This is a genomic window from Hominimerdicola alba 8 (assembly GCF_000178155.2).
In the GTDB taxonomy this organism is placed as follows: domain Bacteria; phylum Bacillota; class Clostridia; order Oscillospirales; family Ruminococcaceae; genus Hominimerdicola; species Hominimerdicola alba_C.
On the sequence record NZ_ADKM02000110.1, the window covers coordinates 43412 to 67429 of the forward strand.

At 45.4% G+C, this 24018-nt stretch carries 21 protein-coding genes; 5 read left to right on the forward strand and 16 right to left on the reverse strand.

Annotated elements, in window-relative coordinates; genetic code table 11:
• Positions 1-150 precede the first annotated feature (150 nt).
• Genes CUS_RS13155 through CUS_RS13165 form a run of 3 tightly spaced genes read left to right on the forward strand, consistent with a single transcriptional unit; the run spans position 151 to position 2242 of the window.
• Complete coding sequence (locus tag CUS_RS13155) at positions 151-702, forward strand: flavin reductase family protein (protein WP_002851501.1); 552 nt, start codon at positions 151-153, stop codon at positions 700-702.
• A 13-nt stretch (positions 703-715) separates the two neighbouring features.
• On the forward strand, positions 716-1435 hold the full coding sequence (locus tag CUS_RS13160) for a flavodoxin (protein ID WP_002851477.1): 720 nt from the start codon (positions 716-718) through the stop codon (positions 1433-1435).
• Positions 1436-1450: 15 nt separating this feature from the next.
• Positions 1451-2242: a DUF4405 domain-containing protein gene (locus CUS_RS13165; protein WP_002851491.1), complete on the forward strand. Its 792-nt coding sequence runs from the start codon at positions 1451-1453 to the stop codon at positions 2240-2242.
• A 75-nt stretch (positions 2243-2317) separates the two neighbouring features.
• Here the strand turns inward: CUS_RS13165 and CUS_RS13170 are convergent, their stop codons facing one another.
• The 13 genes from CUS_RS13170 to CUS_RS20805 form a co-directional block, all read right to left on the reverse strand.
• Positions 2318-4249: an endo-1,4-beta-xylanase gene (locus tag CUS_RS13170; protein WP_002851493.1), complete on the reverse strand. Its 1932-nt coding sequence runs from the start codon at positions 4247-4249 to the stop codon at positions 2318-2320.
• A 394-nt stretch (positions 4250-4643) separates the two neighbouring features.
• Positions 4644-7931: a pectate lyase gene (pelA, locus tag CUS_RS13175; protein ID WP_002851524.1), complete on the reverse strand. Its 3288-nt coding sequence runs from the start codon at positions 7929-7931 to the stop codon at positions 4644-4646.
• Positions 7932-8184: 253 nt separating this feature from the next.
• Complete coding sequence (locus CUS_RS13180) at positions 8185-8646, reverse strand: DUF6985 domain-containing protein (protein ID WP_002851504.1); 462 nt, start codon at positions 8644-8646, stop codon at positions 8185-8187.
• 105 nt (positions 8647-8751) lie between these two features.
• On the reverse strand, positions 8752-9429 hold the full coding sequence (locus CUS_RS13185; RefSeq protein ID WP_100084590.1) for a PoNe immunity protein domain-containing protein: 678 nt from the start codon (positions 9427-9429) through the stop codon (positions 8752-8754).
• A 99-nt stretch (positions 9430-9528) separates the two neighbouring features.
• Positions 9529-10059 carry a T6SS immunity protein Tdi1 domain-containing protein gene (locus CUS_RS18740; RefSeq protein ID WP_002851473.1) on the reverse strand — a complete coding sequence of 177 codons (531 nt, stop codon included), beginning with the start codon at positions 10057-10059 and terminating at the stop codon, positions 9529-9531.
• A gap of 84 nt (positions 10060-10143) precedes the next feature.
• Complete coding sequence (locus CUS_RS13195; protein WP_002851500.1) at positions 10144-10677, reverse strand: T6SS immunity protein Tdi1 domain-containing protein; 534 nt, start codon at positions 10675-10677, stop codon at positions 10144-10146.
• 9 nt (positions 10678-10686) lie between these two features.
• Complete coding sequence (locus tag CUS_RS13200; protein WP_002851516.1) at positions 10687-11235, reverse strand: DUF6707 family protein; 549 nt, start codon at positions 11233-11235, stop codon at positions 10687-10689.
• Positions 11236-11237: 2 nt separating this feature from the next.
• Positions 11238-11675 carry a hypothetical protein gene (locus CUS_RS13205; protein WP_002851514.1) on the reverse strand — a complete coding sequence of 146 codons (438 nt, stop codon included), beginning with the start codon at positions 11673-11675 and terminating at the stop codon, positions 11238-11240.
• Complete coding sequence (locus CUS_RS13210; protein WP_002851538.1) at positions 11668-12183, reverse strand: SMI1/KNR4 family protein; 516 nt, start codon at positions 12181-12183, stop codon at positions 11668-11670. Before CUS_RS13210 ends, CUS_RS13205 begins: the two co-directional genes overlap by 8 nt.
• Entirely contained in the window at positions 12180-12812 is a 633-nt protein-coding gene (locus CUS_RS13215; RefSeq protein WP_002851522.1) for a DUF2625 family protein, read from the reverse strand. The genes CUS_RS13210 and CUS_RS13215 overlap by 4 nt, the downstream gene beginning before the upstream one ends.
• A 264-nt stretch (positions 12813-13076) precedes the next feature.
• Positions 13077-13175, reverse strand: coding sequence for a polymorphic toxin-type HINT domain-containing protein (locus CUS_RS20475; protein WP_080559571.1), 99 nt, complete (start codon positions 13173-13175; stop codon positions 13077-13079).
• Positions 13176-13230: 55 nt separating this feature from the next.
• Positions 13231-13728, reverse strand: a complete 498-nt coding sequence (locus CUS_RS13220) for an immunity 42 family protein (protein ID WP_002851488.1) — start codon at positions 13726-13728, stop codon at positions 13231-13233.
• Positions 13729-13903: 175 nt separating this feature from the next.
• A complete protein-coding gene (locus tag CUS_RS20805) occupies positions 13904-14062 on the reverse strand; it encodes a hypothetical protein (RefSeq protein WP_207635698.1) in 159 nt (52 codons plus the stop codon).
• 384 nt (positions 14063-14446) lie between these two features.
• Between CUS_RS20805 and CUS_RS13230 the strand changes: the two genes are divergently transcribed.
• Positions 14447-16669, forward strand: coding sequence for a family 43 glycosylhydrolase (locus CUS_RS13230; protein WP_002851541.1), 2223 nt, complete (start codon positions 14447-14449; stop codon positions 16667-16669).
• Positions 16670-16925: 256 nt separating this feature from the next.
• Here the strand turns inward: CUS_RS13230 and CUS_RS13235 are convergent, their stop codons facing one another.
• On the reverse strand, positions 16926-19448 hold the full coding sequence (locus tag CUS_RS13235; protein WP_002851471.1) for a glycoside hydrolase family 9 protein: 2523 nt from the start codon (positions 19446-19448) through the stop codon (positions 16926-16928).
• Between the two features lie 161 nt (positions 19449-19609).
• A complete protein-coding gene (locus CUS_RS13240; RefSeq protein ID WP_002851520.1) occupies positions 19610-21412 on the reverse strand; it encodes a glycosyl hydrolase in 1803 nt (600 codons plus the stop codon).
• Positions 21413-22056: 644 nt separating this feature from the next.
• On the opposite strand from CUS_RS13240, the gene CUS_RS13245 reads away from it, so the two are divergent.
• A complete protein-coding gene (locus CUS_RS13245; RefSeq protein ID WP_037277448.1) occupies positions 22057-22455 on the forward strand; it encodes a hypothetical protein in 399 nt (132 codons plus the stop codon).
• Between the two features lie 341 nt (positions 22456-22796).
• Here CUS_RS13245 and CUS_RS13250 read toward each other — a convergent pair whose 3' ends face one another.
• Complete coding sequence (locus CUS_RS13250; protein WP_002851497.1) at positions 22797-23909, reverse strand: transglutaminase domain-containing protein; 1113 nt, start codon at positions 23907-23909, stop codon at positions 22797-22799.
• Positions 23910-24018: the final 109 nt, after the last annotated feature.

A 24018-nucleotide genomic window follows, 5' to 3' on the forward strand; every position in this document is an offset into this window, starting at 1 on the left:
CATTTGTCGCTTTCAATAAATTTGCCGCTTTTGTGTTGTACAATATAATGAATTTAAAAAAGTGCGCTCCAGAGTATTGACACTGTGTCAGAATGGTGCTATAATATCTATAGTGACACAGTGTCAGAATAAATACCAGGAGTGATATCCATGAAAAAAAGCATTGATACAAAACTTGCACTTTACCCCACACCTGTGACTATAGTGGGTGCGATGAACGGCGACAAGCCCACATGGACGCTGGTGGCGCACATCGGCATAATCGGGCATGACCGCATTCTGGTGAGTCTGGCTGAACCGCATTTTATCAACCGCCTTATCAAGGAAAGCGGCAGGCTGTCGATAAGCCTTGTGACAGAGGAGATGCTTGCCGAAGTTGATATCGCGGGTTCGCTGAGCGGTGCAAAAGGCGATAAATCCGAACTGTTTGAATATGAGATGGGCGAGGGCGGCACACCTGTCATAAAGGCGGCTAATCTCACGCTGGAATGTTCGGTGGCTGACATTTATAAGACTCCGAATTTTGAGAGTTTCATATGCACCATCGACAACACATATGTTGAGGAAAGCTGTCTGAATGACAAGGGCAAGCCCGACTACACTGCGATAAAGCCTGTGCTTTTTGAGTTCCCGAATTACCAGTATCTCAGGACAGGCGATGTGATAGGCAAGTGCCTTAGCTTTAAAAACAAGACGGAATAAGGAGGATATGACCATGAAAAAGTTTTTTCTTCCGATACTGGCGGCGGTGTGCATGGTAGGCTTGACCGCCTGCGGAAATACTGACAGTGCGGATAATTCGGCGGCTTCTGCATCTGCTGAGAAAAGCGCGGCTGAACAGTCGGTCGGGGAAGAAGAGTCTGCCGAAAAATCCGAAACAGAACAGACCGCCGATGATGCGGCAGCTGCGGGACAGGCTGAGGAAAACTCCCCCGAAACAAATGCTGAAAATGACTCGGATAAAGATACGATAGTGGTGTATTTTTCGGCAACGGGTACAACAAAGGGTGTTGCTGAACGGATAGCATCGGTGACCGATGCGGATATTTTTGAACTGTCAGCCGCCGAACCGTACAGCGATGCTGACCTTGACTGGAACGACAAGAACAGCCGCACCACCCTCGAAATGAACGACCCCGATGTCCGACCCGCCATCGCAAATGATACTGTTGACCTTGATGGCTATGAAACGGTGTATATCGGTTATCCCATATGGTGGGGCGAAGCGCCGCGCATCATGAGTACATTTGTAGAGGCGCATGACTTTGACGGCAAGACGGTCATACCGTTCTGCACATCGGGCGGAAGTTCCATCGGCAGGAGCGGAGAGAACCTTGCTTCACAGGCAGGCGGCGGAAACTGGCTGGCCGGCGGCAGGCTCGATGCGAATATATCTGAGAGCGAATTACAGGATTGGATAAATGACATGAATTAAACAAGGAGGACTGTTATGCAGGCAAAGACGACCAATATCATCAAAAGGATAGTCGATGTGGTGCTGACAGTCCTTTTGCTGTTTATTATGGCTTTTCAGGTGACGGGTGATGTGCTTCATGAATGGCTGGGCATCGGCATGACGGTGGTGCTTATCGTTCACCACATACTCAACCGCAGATGGTACAAGGCGGTGTTCAAGGGTAAGTATTTGCCGTACCGTATTGTCATGACGGCGGTGAACACGCTTCTGCTTTTGTCGATAGCTTTGACGGCGGTCAGCGGAATGTCAATGAGCGGTCATGCAGTGCCGTTCATGTACGGGCTGATAAATGTGATGACTGCGCGGACGCTTCACCTTGCGATGTCCTACTGGTCGTTCATTCTGATGGGTGTGCATATCGGTCTGCATGTGAAAGCTATGACTGCAAAGCTGTCCGACAGGGGCGGGCTGATATTCAAGGCGGTGCTGACAGCATTTGCGGGTGCGGGACTGTGGCAGTTCATTAAGAGCGGTATAGTGAATTACATCACTTTCAGGTCGCACTTTGCGTTTCTCGACTACACGACCGCAGAATGGCTGATAATTCTGCAAAATCTTGCAATGCTTATGTTCTGGGTGCTGGCGGGAAATACTCTTGGTGAACTGACACAGAAAAACAAGGATAAGAAATATTCTCCGAAACCGCTGATATGGCTGATATGCGCTGTGGTCATCAGTGCTGCGCTGAATTTCGCGCTTGGTGACAAAGGTGCTGAGAGTGGTGCGGCATGGCAGAATGCACAGTGCATTGAACGTTTGGTCTGACAATAATGAAAAATATCCCCCAAAGCGATCGGCAGACCGTTTCGGGGGATACTTTATATGAGCAAAATTTTCGCATTATTTAGCTATCGGGAATTCCTGTACACCGCCGACAACGTACTTCTGTATAGCAAGTGCGTCATCTTCGGTAAGACCCGATATGCCGTCAACATTGCCTGCGATCTCGCCATATTTGGTGAGATGGTCGGCGCTTGTGCCGTTGACACCGTATTTGCTTGGATCCTGCACCGCTTTAAGTACCAGTATTGCATCGAGGATATCTATCTTGTTATCGCCGTTTGCATCACCGTACAATACTGTAGGACCTGCGGGAACTTCGGGCTCTGAAGGCTCGGTGTATTCGATGCCGTCAACAATGGACTCGAAGCAGGGCTTTACAGAGTAGTCTGCATTGAAGAGAAGGGGATCGCGGTCGGCTCTCCAGCTGAGGTCATCGGTGGTACCCCAAACGACAACTGCTGAGATATAGTCCTTGTAGTCAACGAGAACGTCCATGATGTCGCTGTAGTACTTAGCCTGAAGATCGAACCTCTTGTCGTTGACAGTGGCATCAAGTTCAGTTACCTGAATGTCAAGACCTGTCTTGCTGAACTTTTCCAGAGCCTTTCTGTAAGTGCTGACACTCGGGAATGGGTCAGAGCCGCCGTTGTTGGTAACGTTGAGGTGTGACTGCATGCCGATGCCGTCGATATAGTGACCGTCGGAATTTATCTCTTCGCAGAGTTTTACGATAGCATCGCTCTTCTGCATATACTCATTGTAGTCATTGTAGTAGAGTTTGCAGCCCTCAGGAGCGTACTTCTTGGCAAACTCGAAAGCGGGCTTTATGAAAGAGTTGTCACCGAAGATCTGTACCCACGGAGATGACTGATAACCGTTGGAAGAATCAGGAACGCCGGGATTTCTGGGCGCACCCGCATCGGTGAAGCACTCGTTGACAACGTCCCACGCATAGAAGTCGATATCGGGATATTCGGTCTTGACTGCGGTGAAGACGTTCTTGATATAGTTCTCCATACGTCTGAGCATTTTCTCCTTAGATACCCACTCGCCGTTGGGGTCATAGTTCTCCTTGAAGAACCAGATAGGTGTCTGCTGGTGCCATACAAGGACGTGACCTCTCATGGGGATATTGTTGTCGCGGGCAAATTCGAGTATGGGCTTTGCAGCGTCGAGAGTTACCTGTGGGTCTTCGTCATTGCCCGATGCCGCAAGTGCGAGGCATGCCTGCTGGTCGAGGACGCTGTCGGGCTTGAGTTCGTTGCCTGCTGTAAGGCTGTTGAAGTGTTTTTTGATAAGTGTTTTAGTAGACTTTGGTGCAAGTTCGGAAACAGTAGTTGCAGTGCCGAACTTGAACATGTCACCATAAACATATTTGAGTGACGGTGCATTCAGATCAAGATTGTTGGGCGACTCGCATATGGTGAGATCGTCTATATACAGATCATTGGCATCGCCTGTTGTTTCAATATAGAGCGAAACATCTTTTTCATCGGAGCCGTAGGAGAAGCTGGCGGTAAGTTCAACATAATCGCCCTGTGAAACGGCTTTTACAAGGTTTGTATACTGGGGCGAGTCTGAGCCTGCGGGCGTATGCTGCATCGAAACGCAGATAGTGTTATACCACTGTGCCTTTACCTTTACAGTGATGTCATACTTGACATAAGGTTCAAGTATCCCCTCCACTGCCAGTGAAGGACCGTTCCAGTTCTTGCTTCTGCCTGTTACGGACATGACCTTGCTGCCGCTTGGCGCAGCGGAGTCCTCAACGACCTTGATGACAGATGTATCGCTGTCACCGCGCTTTGAGAACATAGAAGCATCGCCGTCCTCAAAGTCGGTCGAGAATGCGGCATCACTTGAAGCCGCCAGCTTTACGGTCGTGCTTGTGTCAGCATTGACTGTAAATACAGTACTCGGTACAGCTGAACAGGTCATGGCAGCGCATACTGCAATGAGTGACAGCTTTTTTATAAGATCTGATCTCATGTTTGATAACCTCCCTAAAATGTTGCATTTACGTTCAGTACATCTGCTTATCTGCGATGTACCCGTAATATAACCACGCTTTCATTTTATCATACCTTTAGAATATTTGTCAAGAGTTTTAGCGAAAATGCGCAATTTTTGTTATAAATAACAGAATTTATAGCAAAAATAGAAACGTAATATACTGGATTTCGCATTAATATTTTGATATTTGGTCGGTGTTTTCAAGTTTGTAATGACATGCGGCATTTTTTTACAAAAATATAATAAGTTTCCCAAAGCCTGAATTATCTGCGGAATGTACAAACAAAAAGCTGACAGCTTCGCGCGTGATGCAAAAGCTGTCAGCTTATGATTGAAGTTTAATTTGATTGCATGGTATAAAATCTTAATATCAGAAGGTCGCTTTGCCGACGATAACGTTCATCATAAGGTCGGCATCAGCATTGTTGAGTGCGTAGTCCTTGTTGACATCTGCCGCATCAAAGTTTATGCTGCTGCTGTAGCCTGTCTGCCACTTTTTGAATTCGATAACATCGAGAATATCGAATTTGCCGTCCATGTTGACATCGCCTGTTACAGGTTCGTAGGAATAGGTCTGCATATCGGTGACAAGTACAGAATAGCCTGTGCAGCCGCTTGTCTGTCCGTTGGTGCCGAGAGTGATCCTCTCGCCTGCCTTGAAATCTCTGCTGTAAACATCGTAAGCAACATCCTGAACATTCTTGACAGTCATGCCTGTCTTGCTGTAGCTTGCGAGCCATGCGGGGGTAGAAGCAGTTATTCTGCTGTCATAGATAACATAGACTGTTATATCTCTGCCTGCTGTGAAAACGGCGAGGTCGGAGTCTATCTTTTTAGCATCACAGGGAGTAACTATCGCTTCTGCGCCGACAAGCTGCTGGGGCAGTTCAGTGTAGGTAACGCCATCGCGGTCGGTATAGATAAGGTCGCCTACTCTTATATCGGTGTCTATCTTCCACAGGTCGGGGAGTGCGTTCTCGTTTGCGGCAAGACCCAGTACTCTGCTGCCGCTGATGGGCGCAGGGATATTCTTCTTGACGAATACGGTGTAGCCTGTGCAGCTGCTTGACTGACCGTTTGTGCCGAGTGTTACGTTTTCGCCCGACTTGAATTCCTTGCTGTAGATGTCGTATACGACATCGGTACTGCTGGTGACAGTCTGATAAGTCCTTGTGTAGCCCGAAAGCCATGAGGGTATCGAAGTCACTCTGTTATCGAGTGCTATGTATACAGTGATATTGCCGTTGGCGGTGAAAGAGGCAAGGTCGCCCGTTATTTTCTTGGCATCGCAGGGTGTAACGATCGTTTCAGCGCCCAGCAGAGTATCGGGGATCTGAGTGTAAGTCATGTTATCGCGGTCGGTATAAAGCAGGTCGCCCACTGCCAGAGAAGAATCTATCGCCCAAAGCGAAGAATAGTCATTAGCCTGCGGAGTGAGAGCCTTTATAAGAGTGCCGTTTATTGGGTCAACTGTTACGGGCTGGGAAGGTGTGCCCGAATTGGTATAGTAGTAAGGCACCCAGCCGTTGAGGTATGTATTGACATCAAGTCCGTTCGCAGAACTCTTCACAGTACCCGATACACGACCCGATGTGTTGACAGCCTTGCCGTTTACGGTGGTGTTGTACTCTTTGAACTTTGCGTTTTCGGGTGCGTTGCCGCTCATGCTTGCCCAGCCTGCCGAGTTTATCATGCTTTCGGAGGAGAGTTTGGTATTTACGAATGCAACATCTGCATCAGCGCCCCATGGTCTGCCGAAGTTGCCCGCGCCGACTTTCATGCCGCTCGCGCCGAAGATATTGCAGTCAGCGAAAAGATATTTGCCGTCGCTCTTAGCCGCAGTGATGTAGCCGCCTACAGCCTTGTCGGTGTAGCCTGCCCACACGAGGTCACAGTTCTGGAAGATGCAGGTGCCCTGACCGAAGATGTAGTCGGTGTTGCCCTCTATGCGGCACTCACGGAAATACTCGTGCGCACCTCTTGTGAACAGGGTGTCCTGACTGCCGAGAAATGTACACTTGTAGAATTCGCTGTTGTCGCCCTCGATAGCGATGGCAGCTGCACGCTCGGTAGCGGTCTTGCTCTTGACATCAGCACCTTTTGTACGCTGGAATGTGATAGCTTCACTGCCCGAAGGCTCAACGCCGTCCTTTAACTCTTCATCGGTGACATAGCGGTTGAAGGAGTTCTCGAAAGTGATGTATTCAGCGCGGAAATTAGATGCTTTTGTGTGGAGTGCCACAGCACTGCCCCAGCGTGTCGCCTCGCCCTTTGATGACTTCGAGTTTGCGTTTGAAGAATTGTAGTAGCCGTCACTGCCCATGCTGTAGTACTTGTAGCCGATGCCGTAGTACCATGTTATCTTGACTTCCTTAGTGGGTTCATCATTGATAAAGCTGATATAGGGTGTGTTTATGCGCACCTGTTCGCGGTAAGTACCAGGTGCGATGTGGATATTCACGCGGGTCTGCTCGGAGGTCGGGTTTTTAGCTGCCGCCGCATCTACAGCCGCCTGAATGGTATTGTAGTTGTTCGACTTGTTGCTGTAGCCCACATAGAGGTGTGTGCCCTGTGTCTGTGGCTGTGACGGTGTGCTCGGCTCAGGCAGAGTGCCCAGCTTTATGTTGTTAGCACACCAGTTGCCGTACCACGAATAGCCTGTCCTGCGCTCCTGACTTATCTGGGAAACGTCGGTGTACGCCTTGCCGTCGCGGTCAGAGAACAGCGGTTTGCTGTTCTGGAGATCGTAAAATCTCGCCCAGATGGTAGAACCGTTTGAGGTGGTCAGCACCTTGTCGGTCTTGTCCGAGTTCCAGTCAAACTTTTTGTTTTCTATCTTTACCGCATCGAACCATCTTACAGCCGCATTTATGCTGCGTATGACATCAGCGCTCTGTTTGGACTCAGGCAGTGCGCGCAGAAAATCGACCACGCCCGCACTTTCAGATGTGCATACAGACGGAAGTTCATACGCTCTTGCGCCTGCGGGTGCGAGGGTGTTCTCATCGTGCTGCTGACCCCATGCTGTCAGTGTGCCGTTTATTTTTATCTGGGTGTTGAGTATACATTTGATGCCCTTGTCAACAGCGTTGTTCGCCTTGCTCTGATAATTGCTGTCTACCCATGCAAAAGCGCCTTTCTTCTGGGAAACTTCCAGCATGATGTTAAGCACCTGTACCATAGCGCTGTCATTATAGGTGATGTGAGCATGGTAAGTGCCTGCATCGTTGAACACCTGCGGCCAGCCGCCGTTGGAGTACTGACCGTTTATCAGCAGATCAAGACCTTTAAGGCAGGCAGTCTTGTACTTCTGGGTGCCTGTTGCGTTGTAGACGTTTGCGAGAAAACGTATCTGACCCCATGTGGCGTTGTTGTCGATGGTAGACTTGTTCCACGAACCTGTGGTAGCGGTCTTCATATCCTTGCGCCAGCCGCCGTCAGACAGCTGATAGGCTATCATCTCATCTGCAAGTGCGGCAGCCTCCGAGCCTTTCCACCATGACTGGTCTTTCTTTGAGTAGGAAGACCACTTAAAATCGTTCTCACCTGCAAAAGCTACCATACTGCTCTGCATCTGCGGCAGAACACCTGCGGCTGAGGTGAACACCATACCTGCGGCAAGCATTATACCCGCCGCTCTTGCGCCTGTCTTTTTCATTAAAACTCCTCCTAAAAAATAATTTTTATCAGGTTTGATATTTTATGTGTTATACACAAGTATCACCGTAATAACTACAGAACTTTACAGTCCCCGCAATTTTCAGACATTTCCATACATATTGACATCGTGCGTATATGTATGTGTTGTTCAGCTGAAATGAACGATATCATAAGGATAGTACTGTTCATTTTGCAGGTCACTGTCTTCAAGACCAATTCAAATTGTGGTGTGTCAGCGGGATAACCGGATTTTAAAATACAATATCTTGATATCCGATATCTTGTATTTCTTCATCTACAAGTATAATTCCAAGACCATTTTCAGTATCCCATTCACAATTAAATGCCAGCGCTATACTTCTGCCATCATATATTCCTGAAAGTGGTACAACAATAGAATCCAATGCTATTTTTTCCTTGATTTCCTCAATACTTGATAATTCAGGATAATCCTCATTGCTGTCATCGTCATAGCCAAGTTCCTTTCTCAAGTCAATATAGTAGGAAAGCACACTTTCAAGAATGGATTCTTTTATGTCATTCCAAGCATTTTTAAATTTTTCATATGATTCACATTGGAGAGGATCGATTTCCTCGTCTTCTTCACCTGAAACGACCACATTAACATTTATTATTTTTCCAAACCAATCAATTGTGGTTTCACCATTCCACCCATATTCGTATGTTAACTCACCAAAAACACTATTTATCATTTCAATTCTCCTTTATTTTCTGACTGCCTTTACAGAACTTTACAGCCCCAGCAATTTTCAGACATTTCCATACATATTGACATCGTGCGTATATGTATGTGTTGTTCAGCTGAAATGAACGATATCATAAGGATAGTACTGTTCATTTTGCAGGTCACTGTCTTCAAGACCAAGCCTTTTTGCAACTGCACCTGCATCAAAGCACCAGTAGCCGTAATAAAGGTTGTCGTCTGTGATCTTGTGCGTATCATACCAGGAACTTTCCTGACTGCCTTTATACCAGCCGCGCAGATATTTTAATAACGACTCTTTGTCATTCTCATTTATGCTTTTGACCAGTTTTTTATATGAACGCGGGAAAGATATCTTACTGTTGTCAAACTTGCTTTCAGTACCCGATAGGATAAAATCAATAAGATAGTCATACGTGTCGCTTTCCATCAATTTTTTCCTTATTTTTTCAAGTTTTGCGCTGTCAAGCCCCAGAAGATAAGCCAATGATGCAAACCATAGATTATCTTCATATATACCACCGTCCCATGATTCGCAAAACATATCGATCATGTCTTCAAATCCCGACTTGATATCGTCTATAGGATCGCATCTTGAATATCTCGCAATAATGACACCAAGTTTTATCAGGAGTATCTCGTCTTTTATTGAATCAATTCTATCTTCTTCGATCTCACCATCGGCAAGGCTGTCTTCAAACATCTGAATGTCTTCGATCTCCTCTTCTATGAATGTATCGAAGTATTCTTTTTTTCTTAATTTATCTCTCATTTGCATATACTCTCTTACGTTTTACTTATGACTTAATACATCAGGACACAAGCCTTTCTATCAGTTCCGTCATAAAAACACCTCATAGCAGCATTATAGCTAATCATTATTGTGTGCAACTCTCATTATTTCCCAATATACTTCCATATCACACACTTCAAGATTTTCTACTGTATCCTCCCCGCTCAGGAACAGAGGGACGATATAACCTGCACATTCATTTGCCGACAATTGATATTCGTCAGCATATTTATACCATAATTCAAAAAAATTTGAGGCAAAGCAGTCGTTAGTATACTCTTTTATGGTAATATCAAAAAAATCTTCAAACGTTTCATCGGTATTGTATACTTCTCCTGTTCCCGGCTCAAAAAATACGATCGTATTCGTAAACTTGCTTAATGCGAACACTCGCCCAAGCCAGTCATAACATATTACCTCTATATTATCAAGATAGTCAGAATAATAATCCGACACTATCCCATTCCATTTTTCTGTTTCATCAGACTTAAAAAATCTGAACAATCCGCTGCAAAAAGTTTTTCCCGATACATCTTCTTTGAACTTTTCGATGGAAGATATATCTTTATCGTTTGATACTCCGACAAATCCGTAAAAATTATCAAACATATCTGTCCCTCATTTCTTTTTATCTATCTTATCTCTGATACTTTCTATCAGTTGTGTCATACTTTTCGACCTTTCAGAGTATTTTCATATCCCGCCGACCATGTTGTAGATAAGCTCGATATGTTCTTTCATTTTCACTTTTCTCAAATTATCGACCAACTCTTTGCCGCCCAGTGCAAGGAGCGGAACATAGCCGAAGCATTCATCATATTCGAGTTCGCCGTATTTCTTTACTGCGGCATTGTATTGTTCGATACTCAGATATTCTTCATCTAATTCACCATACTCAATATCCATCATAAGATACTTGAAGCCTGCTTGGATAATATCATCTTCACCATACCTATACATGACTATACCGACATATTCGTCTTTCTCCCATGTTATAATATCGCCAAATGCAGTTACCATTATCGGTATTGAAGCATTTCCTAGAAAATAGGACTTTTCAAGCAGTTCCTGATATTCTTCGGGGTCTATTATTTTAAGATAACCGCCATAGAATGTGCAGTAACCGTGTTCCTGCCAGATGTCAAGATATTCATCGGGCAGTTTACCGCGATATTTTTCTATGGTTTCTTTGTCAACTTCTTTTATTGTTTTGAAATCTTCTATCATATTTATCACCTATTTGACCTGCCGCAAAATGGCAGTCAGTTCCTCAATATCGTTATCGAATTTTTCATCAGAAACAGGGAATTTTCCTGCTTCTCTGTATCTTATTGCAGATTGCAGTTTGCAGAAGCGCCAGCCGTCCGCCAGAGAGCGGGGACGGTTTTTCAGTTCCTCAGCTATGTTTATATCCATGTCAACGACATATGACTCGACCAGATTTTCGTATAATTCGGGGTGGCGGTGCTCATTGATCTTATCTATCAGAACTTGTGACGCTTCGGTTTCTCCGCGCTCCCTGAGAACTCTTGACTTTAAGCACATCACCATATCGGGATTGAACCAGATATCGTAATCCCCCGCAAACTCCATATCTTTAAGCAGATCACACACTTTGAGCATTTCATCGTAATACCCGTATATGTAAAGCCATGTCGCCAGTGCGGATATGTTCTGGAGGTCTTTCCCAGACTTAAAACTGCACTTCTTTAAGATCTTATTGCATAAGCTCGTCACTTTCTTTTTATCTATCTTATCTCTGATATTTTCTATCAGTTCTGTCATACTTATCGACCTTTCAGTGATTTTTCAATGCTTTCCTGCCATGCGAGAAATTCCTCTATGGGGCTTGAATTTGATTTTTTCAGATCATCGTACCCATATTCTGTGTCCAGCTTTTTATTTATGAGATCATATACCAGTTTATACTGATTCGGGGCTTTTTTCTCTCTGCTGTCACAAAGTTCGGTCAGTTCCTGAACATCGTCGATGCCAAGATCAAAGACCTGTTCTACTATGTCATCGGGAACGCCGAGTTCTTCAAACGACAGCACCATTCCTTTACGTACAAAGAACACGTTGAAAAAAGATTGTGATGAACTGTCAAATGCGTAGATATACATGCGTTCCGGAGAAGCCTGATCTGAATCTTCAAGACCTTCCATACATGTTGACACCATACGTATCTGTATATCCATGAATTCGTCTTCAAATTGTTTAGTCATCTTCGTCACCGTCAAAAGTCATTTCGTAAAGTAAATTCAAGAATTCGGTAAAACTATTTGCTATCTTGCTGGCGGCAAGATAGCCTGTTTCTGAATTTTCAAGTTCGTGGTCGCAAAACCATATTGATCCGTATTCTTCTTGTGATAAATTCATACATAACGGATCTCCGCCTGAATCATCACCGATAGGAAAGAAAAACGGCGGGATCAGCTTTTCATTTACCATACTTTTGTATATTCGCATAATATCATCGAAATTGTCATTTTCTTCATCTTCATAAAAGACAAATAATTCTCTCAGATCAGAATCGTTTGTTTTATTTGTTACAACATCAATAAAGCCGTATGCCAGATCTTCTTCGGGAGTTCCGCCATTATTTTTCATCATGAACTCTTTATAGTCATCGGGGAAAGAAAGACCCAGTATATTTTCAAACCGCTTTATAATGTCTTTTGTCAATTTTTGACCTGAATCATATAGATCCATATTCTGTATCCAGCCTTTCATTCAAAAAACTTTTTTCTGTATTCCATATTTACATTTATCAATTCTACAAATGGAACTATATTTTTTGATGCAGTTTCGATTTTTACCTCTTTTGACCACAAAAACGGGTATATCAATATTCCTTGATCGAATTTGGTCATATCTGCATATTGTTCCCAACCATTCCATTTCATTGTATCATAGAATTTATCGGTATCGCCGTTTAATGCCCAATACAGGAACTGCGAATATTTCATGTCTAACGGCTCCCAATCCAATGTATCGGGAGCGAAATAGAATATCTGACCGGCAGGAGCATCAAACGCTTCGACATTCATTGCATACATACCGCCAAATATATCTGTTGCTACGATCAAAGTTCCTCTAATTGTATTTGGTATCCCATTTACAACGTTATTGATTTCGCATATGCTTTGAGACTCACTATTGCCTTGTCCGAGTATCCTTATGAGTTTACCTATTGTAAGACCCGAAAAACAACTAATTACAGCTGCAAGAGTTGTGTTTTCATTAAGTCCCAGTTCTTTGACAACTTTATGACCTTCTGCCTGATCTCCCTCAATTCGTCTTATCTCAAACTTAGAGTTACCGATTATTTCATTCAGTTCATTCCAAAGTTGGTTATTCATTACAGTGCTCCTCGATCAACTATTACTATTGCGGCTTTCGCGCATTTTTTCTATCAAGTGTTAACTCTGACGGCTGACCATCTGCAATTGCTTCTTCAATATGTTTAGCCGATTCAGGATACTTGCTTCGAGACAATTGAACTTCATATTTTACTGCATTATGTACTATAGCAATCCGCCTTAAAATTCAGACAAAATCCAGTCACAAAATCCATAGATCCGAGCTTTTGCGACTGGATTTTGTGAATTTAAATAGTTGGATTGCTATAGTATTCCACTCTTACCAACAAAATAGGTATGATGATCCTCGACCTGGAAGTTATACACCTTGACTGTTTCATCATGCAGTGTTTCACGGAATATCTGTCAGGCAACAAGGGTATTGGCGTTATTATCTGTAAAAGCGGCTAATTTTTAATCAATGAGTATAAACTTCTATTTTATCTATTATCTGCTGAATATCGTTCTCTGTTAACTCGACCACGCTGATCTCTGCATCGTCGAAAATGTGTGTGGAGTTTTCGATATCATACTTTAATTCTGCGCCCATAATGCGAACTTTATCTCTGTTTTTCAATATAAAGATAAAACAATTTTCATCTGTCAGAGCATACGGTGATAATAAATATCTATAGTCATCATCTGCATCATAGTCATCAGGAAACACTCTGTCATAGATAGTTTTAAAACACACTTCCGTTTCCAAGCAAAACATATCCCCATCTTCCGGGATAGCTTTTAAAACACTCAAAACATCATGCAAAGATGTTTCAATTATGGCGTTGATCATATATTTGGGAAAGATCTTTCCGTCCAGACACAGTGCAAAGAAACCATTATTTACATTTTCTATTTCGTTCCATTCTTCTACTCTGTCAAATATTACAGAAAACCTGTAAGGATCTCCAATTATCACAGATTACAATCCTTTCTTTGGTAAATTAAACATATTCCTTATATCAGTTGGCACTTGTTTTCCACCTAACGAATTTTTGCCTTTATTTGTTGAACCACTCCAATGCCACAACGAACCATCGACATTAAATCCCAGCTTTTGCGACTGGATTTTGTGAATTTAAAAAGTTGGATTGCTATAGTATTCCACTCTTACCAACAAAATAGGTATGATGATCCTCTACATGGAAATTATATACCTTTAAAGTGACGTTGTCAAGAGTTTTACGGGGCTGAAAAAGTATTGTCGTTATCGTCCATAAGCCGCAAACCAAAGCGGAAACCGTCACGGACACAGCGGTGTGCTGACATGGAGCGGGTATATATTACGGCGATGGCGGGAGGCGGGGGAGCATCATATTTAAAGCATGGTCGGTAATTTTCAAGCGTTTGCGGGGCGTTTTCGCAGCATCGAAGCGGCGTTTTGCAGTGAGCGCTGTTTTGTTCGGGGGGCATGCCGCTTTTTTTATGACCGCCTGTCATATCAGGATGAATGGGAAGATATAAAAAATAAAATATTAAACAAAAATATCCATTTTTTACGCCAAATGTCCATGCTGTGAGTTGACCCGATCAAATGAATTTAGTATAATATAATAACAAAATGGAATATGTGCTTATTAAGTGAGCACAGTCTTTGAATGTTTTTATGAACATTCATTTAAAAAGGAGGATTTAATATGAAAAACAGATCAGGAGCGAAAAAGCTGACTACCGCAGTTCTGGCGGGTACTATGCTTTTTGCGCAGTCGGCATTCATGTCTGATGCTTCTGTCAAGGCGGATGCGGCATCGTCAGACGGTATCTATTTCCACGATAATTTTGAGGACAGCAGCGGAAACTGGGAGGCAAGAGGTGACGGCGAGATACTTCTCAGCGGCAGACACCCTTTCAAGGGTACTAACGCGCTTCTCGTCAAGGATCGCACAAAGGCATGGCAGGGCATACAGATGGCGCTCGACCCATCTATTTTCCAAGCAGGACAGAGTTACAGCTTCAACGTTTTTGTAGATTACGAAGACGGTGATGATACAGAGTATTTCCTCTTCTCGATGCAGTACACTGACGGGTCGGGGACTACAAAGTATCTGCACATAGCAGAGGGTTCGACTTCACGCGGCAAGTATTTGCAGCTTTCAAACCCAAGTTTCAGGATACCTTCAGATGCCAGCGATGTTTATATCTATGTTGAAACTTCCGAAGTTACAGGCAATTTCTATATAGATGAAGCTATCATCGCGCAGGACGGCGTTAAGATAGGCAGCGACGGTGTTTCCGAATACAAGACCGATCATCGCGGAGATATCGACCTTGACGGCAAGGTGAACATCTACGATCTGGTGCTGGCAAAGCGCGGCATGATGTCGGGATTTGAGAACGAACTTTCACGAAAAGCTGCTGACATCGATGGCAGCGGCGAGGTGGACAATGAAGATATAAGCACACTACAGGACTTTGTTCTCAGAAAGATAGACAAATTCCCTGAAATCAAGATAAAGGTGGATTTCACAGAAATGGCAAACAAATTCGGCAATGTAAATCTTGCGGCAAGCTACAAAAAATCCAACGAGCACAACCCGCTGATCTCCCAGTATTTCGGTGCTGATCCGGGTGTTATGGAGTACAACGGCAGAGTATACATCTTCATGACAGACGACCATCTGCTGTATAAGAACGGTCAGCTGACAGACATAGAGTACGGCTCGATCAACTGCCTGAGGTGCATATCTTCCGATGACCTTGTTAACTGGACAGATCACGGTCTTATCAAGGCGGCGGGTCAGAATGGTCTTTGCAAATGGGGCGGCAACTCCTGGGCACCTACAGCTTGCCACAAGAAGATCAACGGCAAGGAAAAATTCTTCCTCTACTTTGCAAACGGCGGCAACGGCATAGCTGTTCTTGAGGCTGACAGCCCGACAGGTCCCTGGAGAGATCCTATCGGCAAGGCGCTGATATCACGTTCGACCCCGAACTGCGGCAACGTTGAATGGCTGTTCGACCCCGCAGTGCTGGTAGATGATGACGGTACAGGCTACCTCTATTTCGGCGGCGGTGTACCAAGCGGTCAGAATTCACACCCGAAGACTGCAAGATGCGTAAAACTCAGCGATGATATGACTTCTATCGTGGGCACTCCCCAGACTATCGATGCGCCATATCTCTTTGAGGACAGCGGCATACACAAGTTTAACGGAAAGTATTACTACAGCTATTGCTCGAACTTCAACACCTACGGCAACCAGTACGGAATGACGAGCGGTGCTATCAACTACATGGTCAGCGACAGCCCTCTCGGACCTTTCACCTACAAGGGAGAAGCATTCAAGGGCATCAGCACATTCTTCGGTACAGGCGGCAACAACCACCACACATTCTTCAAGTTCAATAACCAGTGGTATCTGACATATCATGCGCAGTACTTACAGGACAGCATGGGCTTAAAGGGCGGCTACCGCAGTACCCATATCGACAAGGTGAACATCAATTCCGATGGTACGATACAGGCTGTTACAGGTACTAAGTCGGGCGTTTCGCAGATAAAGTCCTTTGACCCGTACAGGACTAACCGCGCGGCAACATTCTCGCATCAGGGCGGAATCACCATCAGCGGAAGCGGAAATTCTGTCGTACAGGCTAACAAGGGCAGTTGGTTCCGCGTTTCGGGTGTTGACTGCGGCTACAATGCTCAGGAAATGACCATTAAGGCATCTTCGCCCAACGGCTGTATAGTAAAGGTATGCACAGGCAGTGCCAACGGAACGCCTGTGGCTTATGCAGAGATACCCGCAGGTTCTTCCATGCAGGAATTTACTGTTCCCGTAAAGGATCTCAGCGGCAAGAACGACCTCTACTTTGTATTCAACAACACAGTTTCCGTTGACAGCTGGAGCCTCAGCTGACAGCGATATAACTAAAGCTGATAATTCTACATTTCTCCTATCAAAAGGCTGTGCAGACCGAGTTCTGCGCAGTCTTTTTTTTTGGTGCAGGGGCTATTATGCAGATACCGTAGTACTTAACTAAAAAACATGGATCAGTTTACGGGTAGTAAGAATAAGCAGGCAAAAAAAGACAGCCGCTTTAGCGGCTGTCTGTGAAAGTAAATGCGATGCTGAACATTCTAGCCCCCTTTAAGGGGCTGAGGAAACTCAGTTTTTATTTCTTGGCAGGAAGATCGCTCTGCGTATAGATACCTGCGAGCAGCATCTGTACTGCCTTTACATCTGCCGAAGTTATAGCGCCGTCTTCAACGCAGTCTGCATTTTTTAGACCTGCTTCGGTAAGGGGATATTTCTTGGGCGAACTGATATACTGTGACATCAGCACAGCATCATTCATGGTAACAGCGCCGTCACAGTCTGCATCGCCGTAGTTAACAGCTGTCTTGTCGGTGTCAGTACCGAAGTCGGGTACAGTGCCGTCAGGTTCTACGCCGCCGACCAGCTTATCACCGCTGTATACACAGATGTTGTCGTTTCTGACTTCTGTGCCTGTAGCGAAGAAAGCATCGTCCTGCTCGTATATCTTAAGGTTCTGATAACTCCAGTCATCGGCGGGCTGCCACATGTCGCCGTAGTACAGACCAACGGTGAACTGGTACTTCTTGCCCGAATTTGCTATGTTATAGTCGCTCCACTTGATCTCGACATAGTAGACATCGTCCATCTTGTCATACTTGTAGGGACCGCTTATGGTGCCGTTTGCGGGTGCGGCTTCAACTGCCGCCTGATCGTAAAGTTCCGATACCTGTACGTGATTGGGGTCGGACATGCCTTTTGTGCTGAAATAGTAGCGCACAGAGATATCCTCTACCTTTTTGGTGGAAGCAGTCATAACATACAGTGATACCTTAGTGACACCTGCGCCGTCAGCGTGGAGGTCATCGATGCCGCAGGCAGTTACCCAGCAGCCGTTGCTGCCCGCTTCACCGTCTGAGCCTGTGAATGTGGGCTTTGGCGGGAAGTTCTTTGTGGGTGCCATATCGGGTGTGCCGTAGTACTTGTAAAGCGCTGCGCACGCACCTACCATAGCGGCATTGTAGTCGATGGTGACTTCGTTGTATATCCAGTCTTTGGTAACATCTCTGTGACGGTCTGCATTATCGGGACCGCCTGCCAGTGCGCCGAAGAGGACATATCTCTGCGGGTCGGGGTCTTCGCACTTGGTAAGACCCGAACTTGCTCTGTGGTGGGGGTACTTTACGGAATTTTCGTTGTAGCCGACTAAGAAGCATCTGCTGCCGTGAAGTTCGTCCTCGCTCCATACAGCAGGCTCGCCGTTCTTTTCGGCTTCCGTATTTTCATCGATTCGTTCAAGGTAAGTGATATCATTCTTGCCCAGTATGTACTCCATCTGACCCTTAGCCCAGTCGCTGTACTTGCTTGGCGCATCGCCGTTATACTTGGTGTACACCAGTGCCATCAGCTGACCTGCGGTGTTGTAGCGTGCGCTGCCCCAAGTGTCCATCCACCAGTAGCCCTGAGGAGTTATCTCGCCGATGCCGCCTGTCATGTAGGTGTTTATAGCCTTTTCAACAGAAGCCCAGCAGTTCATCTGCTCGTAGGGGCTCTTGTTGGCAGCCACCTTGAATTCGTCTATGAAATTCGGGTAAACGTATTCGCCCTTGTTGAAAGGCTTGTCCTCGCTTATCTCGCCCAGTATGCACTGTACGCCGCCCCACACATCGTTCCAGCAATGAACGTAGCATGGTGCTGCATAGTAGTCATAATTGGGGTAGATCTCTTCGAGATACATGTGGTCGCCTGTTATCTTGTAGAGCCATGCGGCAGCCCAGCAATAATCGTCTTCCCACTTGCTTGACCTGTAATAGCCCTTAGGACCGTCGGCGTTGTCGGAAAGTTCCTTCGGGTGATCCATAGCGAACTTGAACAGTGCCTTAGCATATTTGAGGTTCTTCTCGGCGTATGCTTTGTCGGTGTCCTTGAAATTCAGATAGTTTATCGCCAGTGAAGCGGCTGCGGAAGCCACATAGTCTGTCTGCGGCTTATCCTCTGTCAGGAAGAACGCGGGTCTGCCCATCTCGTCCATCTCGGGCGAATTCCAGAACTTATGGTCCAAGTCACCGTCGCCCACCTGATAGCAGTGAAGCACCACATCGCCGTTCTTATCAAGGAAAGTACACTTCATAAGGTAGTCGTTGAAGTGGCGCAGAATGGTCTCGATATGCTCCTGCTCGCCTATCTTTACATAGGAGTCGCGGAACTCATAGTAGCCCCAGCCCACAGTGGAAGCGGCGTAGTTCTCGGGCATGCCAAATTCAACGTGGTCGCCCGCATCGTGGAAACCGCCTGCCACATCTACACAGCCGTCGCCGTCGGGGTCAAGAATATCCCTGTACTTCTCTATCTGCTCTTCCGTGAGGTTAACGCCCACCCAGTCCTCTATCGGGTGCAGCGGTACTTTCGCATCATAAGCGTGACAGTTGCCGCGCCATTCAAAGCGGTTGTTTCCCTCCACATCATCGCCGCACATATTCGCATCGTAGAAATACATCGAATACTGCAATGCCCTCGCAAAGTCGTAGTCAACTCCCGAAGAATTTGCGATAGCGTCATTGATCTCATCAGCCGCATTGACAGTCGGCACAAGTGTCGATGTCTGGCTGAGTGCGATCGCCACACTCGCGGCGGCTGATACCAGCCTGTGTTTTAACTTCATGATCATACCTCCATAAAATAATTTTTTCTCCCGCGACCGAATGTACCGCCCGTATTGCAAAACGGCATTCTGGCGCAGCGGGATATTTTATCGTCAACAGCAATGACCCGCGCTATGCCGCTTTGATAAACGGCTGTGCGGGTGTATCGCTGTCAATTTCATCAATTGAATTTGCTGATGATGCCTGCCGCATACTTCTGTATCTCGGCGGCATCAAGTTTATCTACACCGTCGCCCCTGTTCTTCACATCGGCATTTTCCAAGCCCTGTGCGGATATGGGGTGCTTTTCGGGGTCTGCGGCATACTGCATCACAAGTACGGCATCGGAGATATCCACTTTGCCGTCACAGTTCGCATCGCCGTAGAAAGGCTTTGCTTCGGTACTGCCCTCAGTTATGGGATATGTTTTCAGGTCGGGCAGTTCGTCCAGCGTTATGCAGTATTCGCTGTTATATACATCTATAAGATTATCGACAGGGTTATTCTGCTCACTGGTGAGATAATTCATGTACCAGGGGCAGAAGTACAGCCAGTAAGCCCTTTCATTTGTCAGGTTCTCTATCGAGGGGATAGAGTCGTTCTCTGACATAGCCACCATCTTCTGACCGTCAGTGCTCTGTACAAGGCTGTAGAAAGTTGAAGAGATGGCGCTGAGGTTCGGCAGACCGTCCTTAGCGTTGTACTTGTCGTAGCCTATCAGGTCTACCACATCATCACCCGGATACCATGCCGCCGATGTGGGGAATGTATAGCCCGTCCATTCCCAGATGAGGTTGTCAAGACCGTACACGTTAGTCAGCTGGTCATACAGCAGGCGGTAGAGTTTCTTGCAAGGTTCTGCACCCTCTGCGCCCCACCAGAACCAGCCGCCCTCAGCTTCATGCAGAGGTCTCCATATAACAGGCACATCAGCATCTTTGAGTTTTTTCAGTTCACCCGCGATAAGCTCGATATCAGCCATCAGCACTTCATGCTCCCAAGTGCCCTCTTCAAGGGCATTGGATATGCTGAAAGTAGTGTATGTAGCGCTTGCGGATTTTACATAGAAAGCAGTTTCGGTACTGCCCTTTTCGGTGGGAACGTTCCAGTGCCATGTCAGGGTAGCGATGCCGTGATATTTGTTCGTCCACTCGATGGCACGTTCGGGGGCGTTGTCACGCCACGATGAGGTGGTGTTGTATGCCAGCAGGTCGATGCCGCGTATGGCAGGCTGTTTGCCTGTCTTATCGAGGATATACTGGAACTCGGCTTCGTTGTCCTTTATGAAAACATCGGGGCTGTTCCAGGAATTATAGTTGTGCGAACCGCAGTATTCCTGCTGACCCGCTATTATATGCTTGCCGTACTGGTCGCGCAGATAGCTGTAAAGGCGCTTTGCCGACTCGGAAGCGTTGGGGTTTGAAAGCTGTGCGGTCGGGCTGAGGTTAGAGATATGTTCCGGCGCGGGAGCGAGTTTCAGGTAGTCAAAATAGGTGTATCCCCAGTAGCCCTCCAGTTCAATAGTGTTCCTGCCATTTTTCAGCAGGACGATGCCGCCCGATGTTTCAGCAAACTTTTCATTGTAGGGGAAGCTGACTTCGCCCTGATTTGCGCCGTTGACATTGAGGTACTGCACCTTTTTATTGCGGTCGCTGGGCTGGCAGTAGCAGAAAGTCAGCTCATACAGACCATCGGCAGGCACTTCGACCTCTATACTGACAGTAGTGCCTTTCTGGTCGAGGTAAGAGAAGCCCTTGCCCGAAAAATTCGACAGGTCGGTAGCATCTGACCAGTCACCTCCGCGCTTAAGACCGTCAGTGCCGTTCGAGAATATCTTGCCGCCCGATGTACTGCCGTTCTCAAATTCGTACACCTGAACACTGCCGCTTGCTTCAGCATCATATGCAACAGTGGGTATCACCGACCCAAACGCCATTATCACCGCTGTGACTGCTGACACTGCATTCAAAACACGTTTCTTCATATCGATAGTCCTTTCATTATATATTCCAAATGATACCAATAAATTAACATTTATAGACAAATTAACCCTTACAAAACTCTACGACAATAATATATCACATTTTTATAGAAAATGCAATAGTTTCAACAAAAAATTTAAATAATTAATGTTACTGATTTAAAATTATGCTATTCACGCAAATTTGCCGCATGTTATGCGTTTTTTTTGTAGTCGGGATCAGTTTGAAGATATAAGTCATCTGATATCTCACAGGCTGACAGTCAGTTGCGGTAGCTATATAACATTGCTAACGCCGCCGTATATTCAATTAGTATAATTATACATTTTACCTATTGACTACAGGCTTAAAATATGATTATAATTATATATAGTAAAACAATATGACAAAAAATTTAGCTATGATGGTAATGTAAACACAAGTATCAGGACAACAATCAGTATAGTTACGAATTGGTGTGGACTGCGAAGACTTGAATACTATATCATATAAAAACGTTGTTATCCCGCTGACACACCACAAAAACGGCGGTTTTACAAAACTTAATGTGGTTGGCGTATGGTGCTCAATTATCCTTTTGTTTACAGCATTTTCAGCTGGTGTGCTAAAGGGATAGTCATATATAAAAATGAAAGTGGTCGATGTTATGAAAAACAAAGTTGCAATAACGATATCTGCATTGTGTGTTTCACTTTATGGTCTGGCTGGTTTTTGGCTCAATCTCGGCAACGAAACGATTGAACCTGTTTTGTTTGCAAGCATTATTGCAGCAAATGTTATCGCACTTATTCTTATAATTATATCAGCTTACAGTTGGTCAAAAGAACAATTGTGTAAAAATACTGTCAGGAACGGTGTTATATGCCTGATACTTTCAGTAATCTGTTTTGCTGTGTTTGCAGTTTTGTCAGCTAATGAGGAATATATCAGGGCGGGAAAAGAATATTCTTTTATTATGGCGGTATTTGTCGCTTTGGGCATAGCATCGGTCTTATATTCTGTTTCATTCATGCTGTTTTCCGCTATCAAAAAAATCGTAAAATGACAATATATAGCGATCCAACTTTTTAAATTCACAAAATCCAGTCGCAAAAGCTGGGATTTATGGGTTTTGTGACTGGATTTTGTCTGAATTTTAAGGCGGATTGCTATAGTTTTCTTTTATCGGCAAAAATTTATGATAAGCAGATGACCTTTTTGAAAAACGACCGCAAACTCTCGAAAACGCTGTACTAGCGTTTCTGAGAGTGTTTTTTCAGCACTTACCGCAGTCATTCGGGAGGCACGCGGTAACTGTTACCGTGAGATAACAGTCCAAAAAATGATACAGCAATACCCGCAGATACTAATAGCATCTGCGGGTATTTTGTTACGGTGATATATGGGTCATTTACATTTCAGATAATTTGAGAGAATGGAGATATCGGTGACATTTATTGCACCGTCAGCGTTTATATCGGCACGTTCAGCAATTTTACCGCTTAGGTGTCTGATGCCTTTCAGGTGGGCACAGATGTGTATGAGGTCGGTCACATCTGTGCGGCGGCTGAGGTCTATGTCATACGGATGATAGTTTTGCTTTATGTATTTGTCATAATCAAAGTCTTCGGCTGAGGTCGGCGGCATATCTGCCTGAAATTTAGCACCTGTGCCATCGGGCGTGTAGGCGGTATGGTCGGCAGAGAATTTATCACTTCCCGATGCCATATAGGTTCTGTCACCTTTTATGTCGTCCCATGTGCAGTCAAAATAATAGTATCTGCCATCGTCAAGCCGCATGATGTTCCACGCATGGGCATCATTACCGCCGATGCCTGCAACAAACAGACATTCTTCACCGATGCAGTTCATTACCAGCTGGAAAGTGCGCGCATAAGATTCGCACACGCCCTTGCCGTTTACTATGACACCAACAGGTGAATGGGCATCTGCATCTGATGACGGTCTTTTGCCGTCGTATGCAAATTCGGCAGATGACACCAGCATTTCTTCAAATGCTGATGCTTTTTCATACGATGTCGGCAGATCTTTCAGCATGTCCGAACATTGTGTGATGTAGTCACATATATCGGTGCGGTGATTTGCGCGGGTCTGACCTTCTGCATACTTTTCGGGGACGAGCATTAAAAGTTTATCGCCCTCCACCGCCACAGTGGGCGAAAGATAAAACAGCAGAGGCATATCGTTGCGCATTGTAAAATAAACTTCCTTAGCTTCATTTTTATCCAGACCGTATCCGCTGTAACTGACAGTGTCAAAAACGTTATAGCCCTTGTAGCTTTCTATGTCGCGGTCATCGCTGAAAAGTTCTTCTGCCGAACTTTTCAGCCTTTGGTAGAATGCCTGTTTCGCTTCACCGTTGGCAGTCTGTGCAAGGAAGTCATATCCGTAAGCTGTACTGCCCGCATCGGCAGAAATATTTTCGGCATGAACAGACACAGCCCCCGAAAAGAAGACCGAAAGAGCCGCAAATACACATACAGTTTTCCTCATCATCATTTTTTACCTCGATCTGTCTGAATGAAATACTGAACTTCCATTCCTATTATAGCATGGACAGTCCGCCGAAGTCAATAAAGCGGCTGACAAAAAACGACCCGAAAGCACT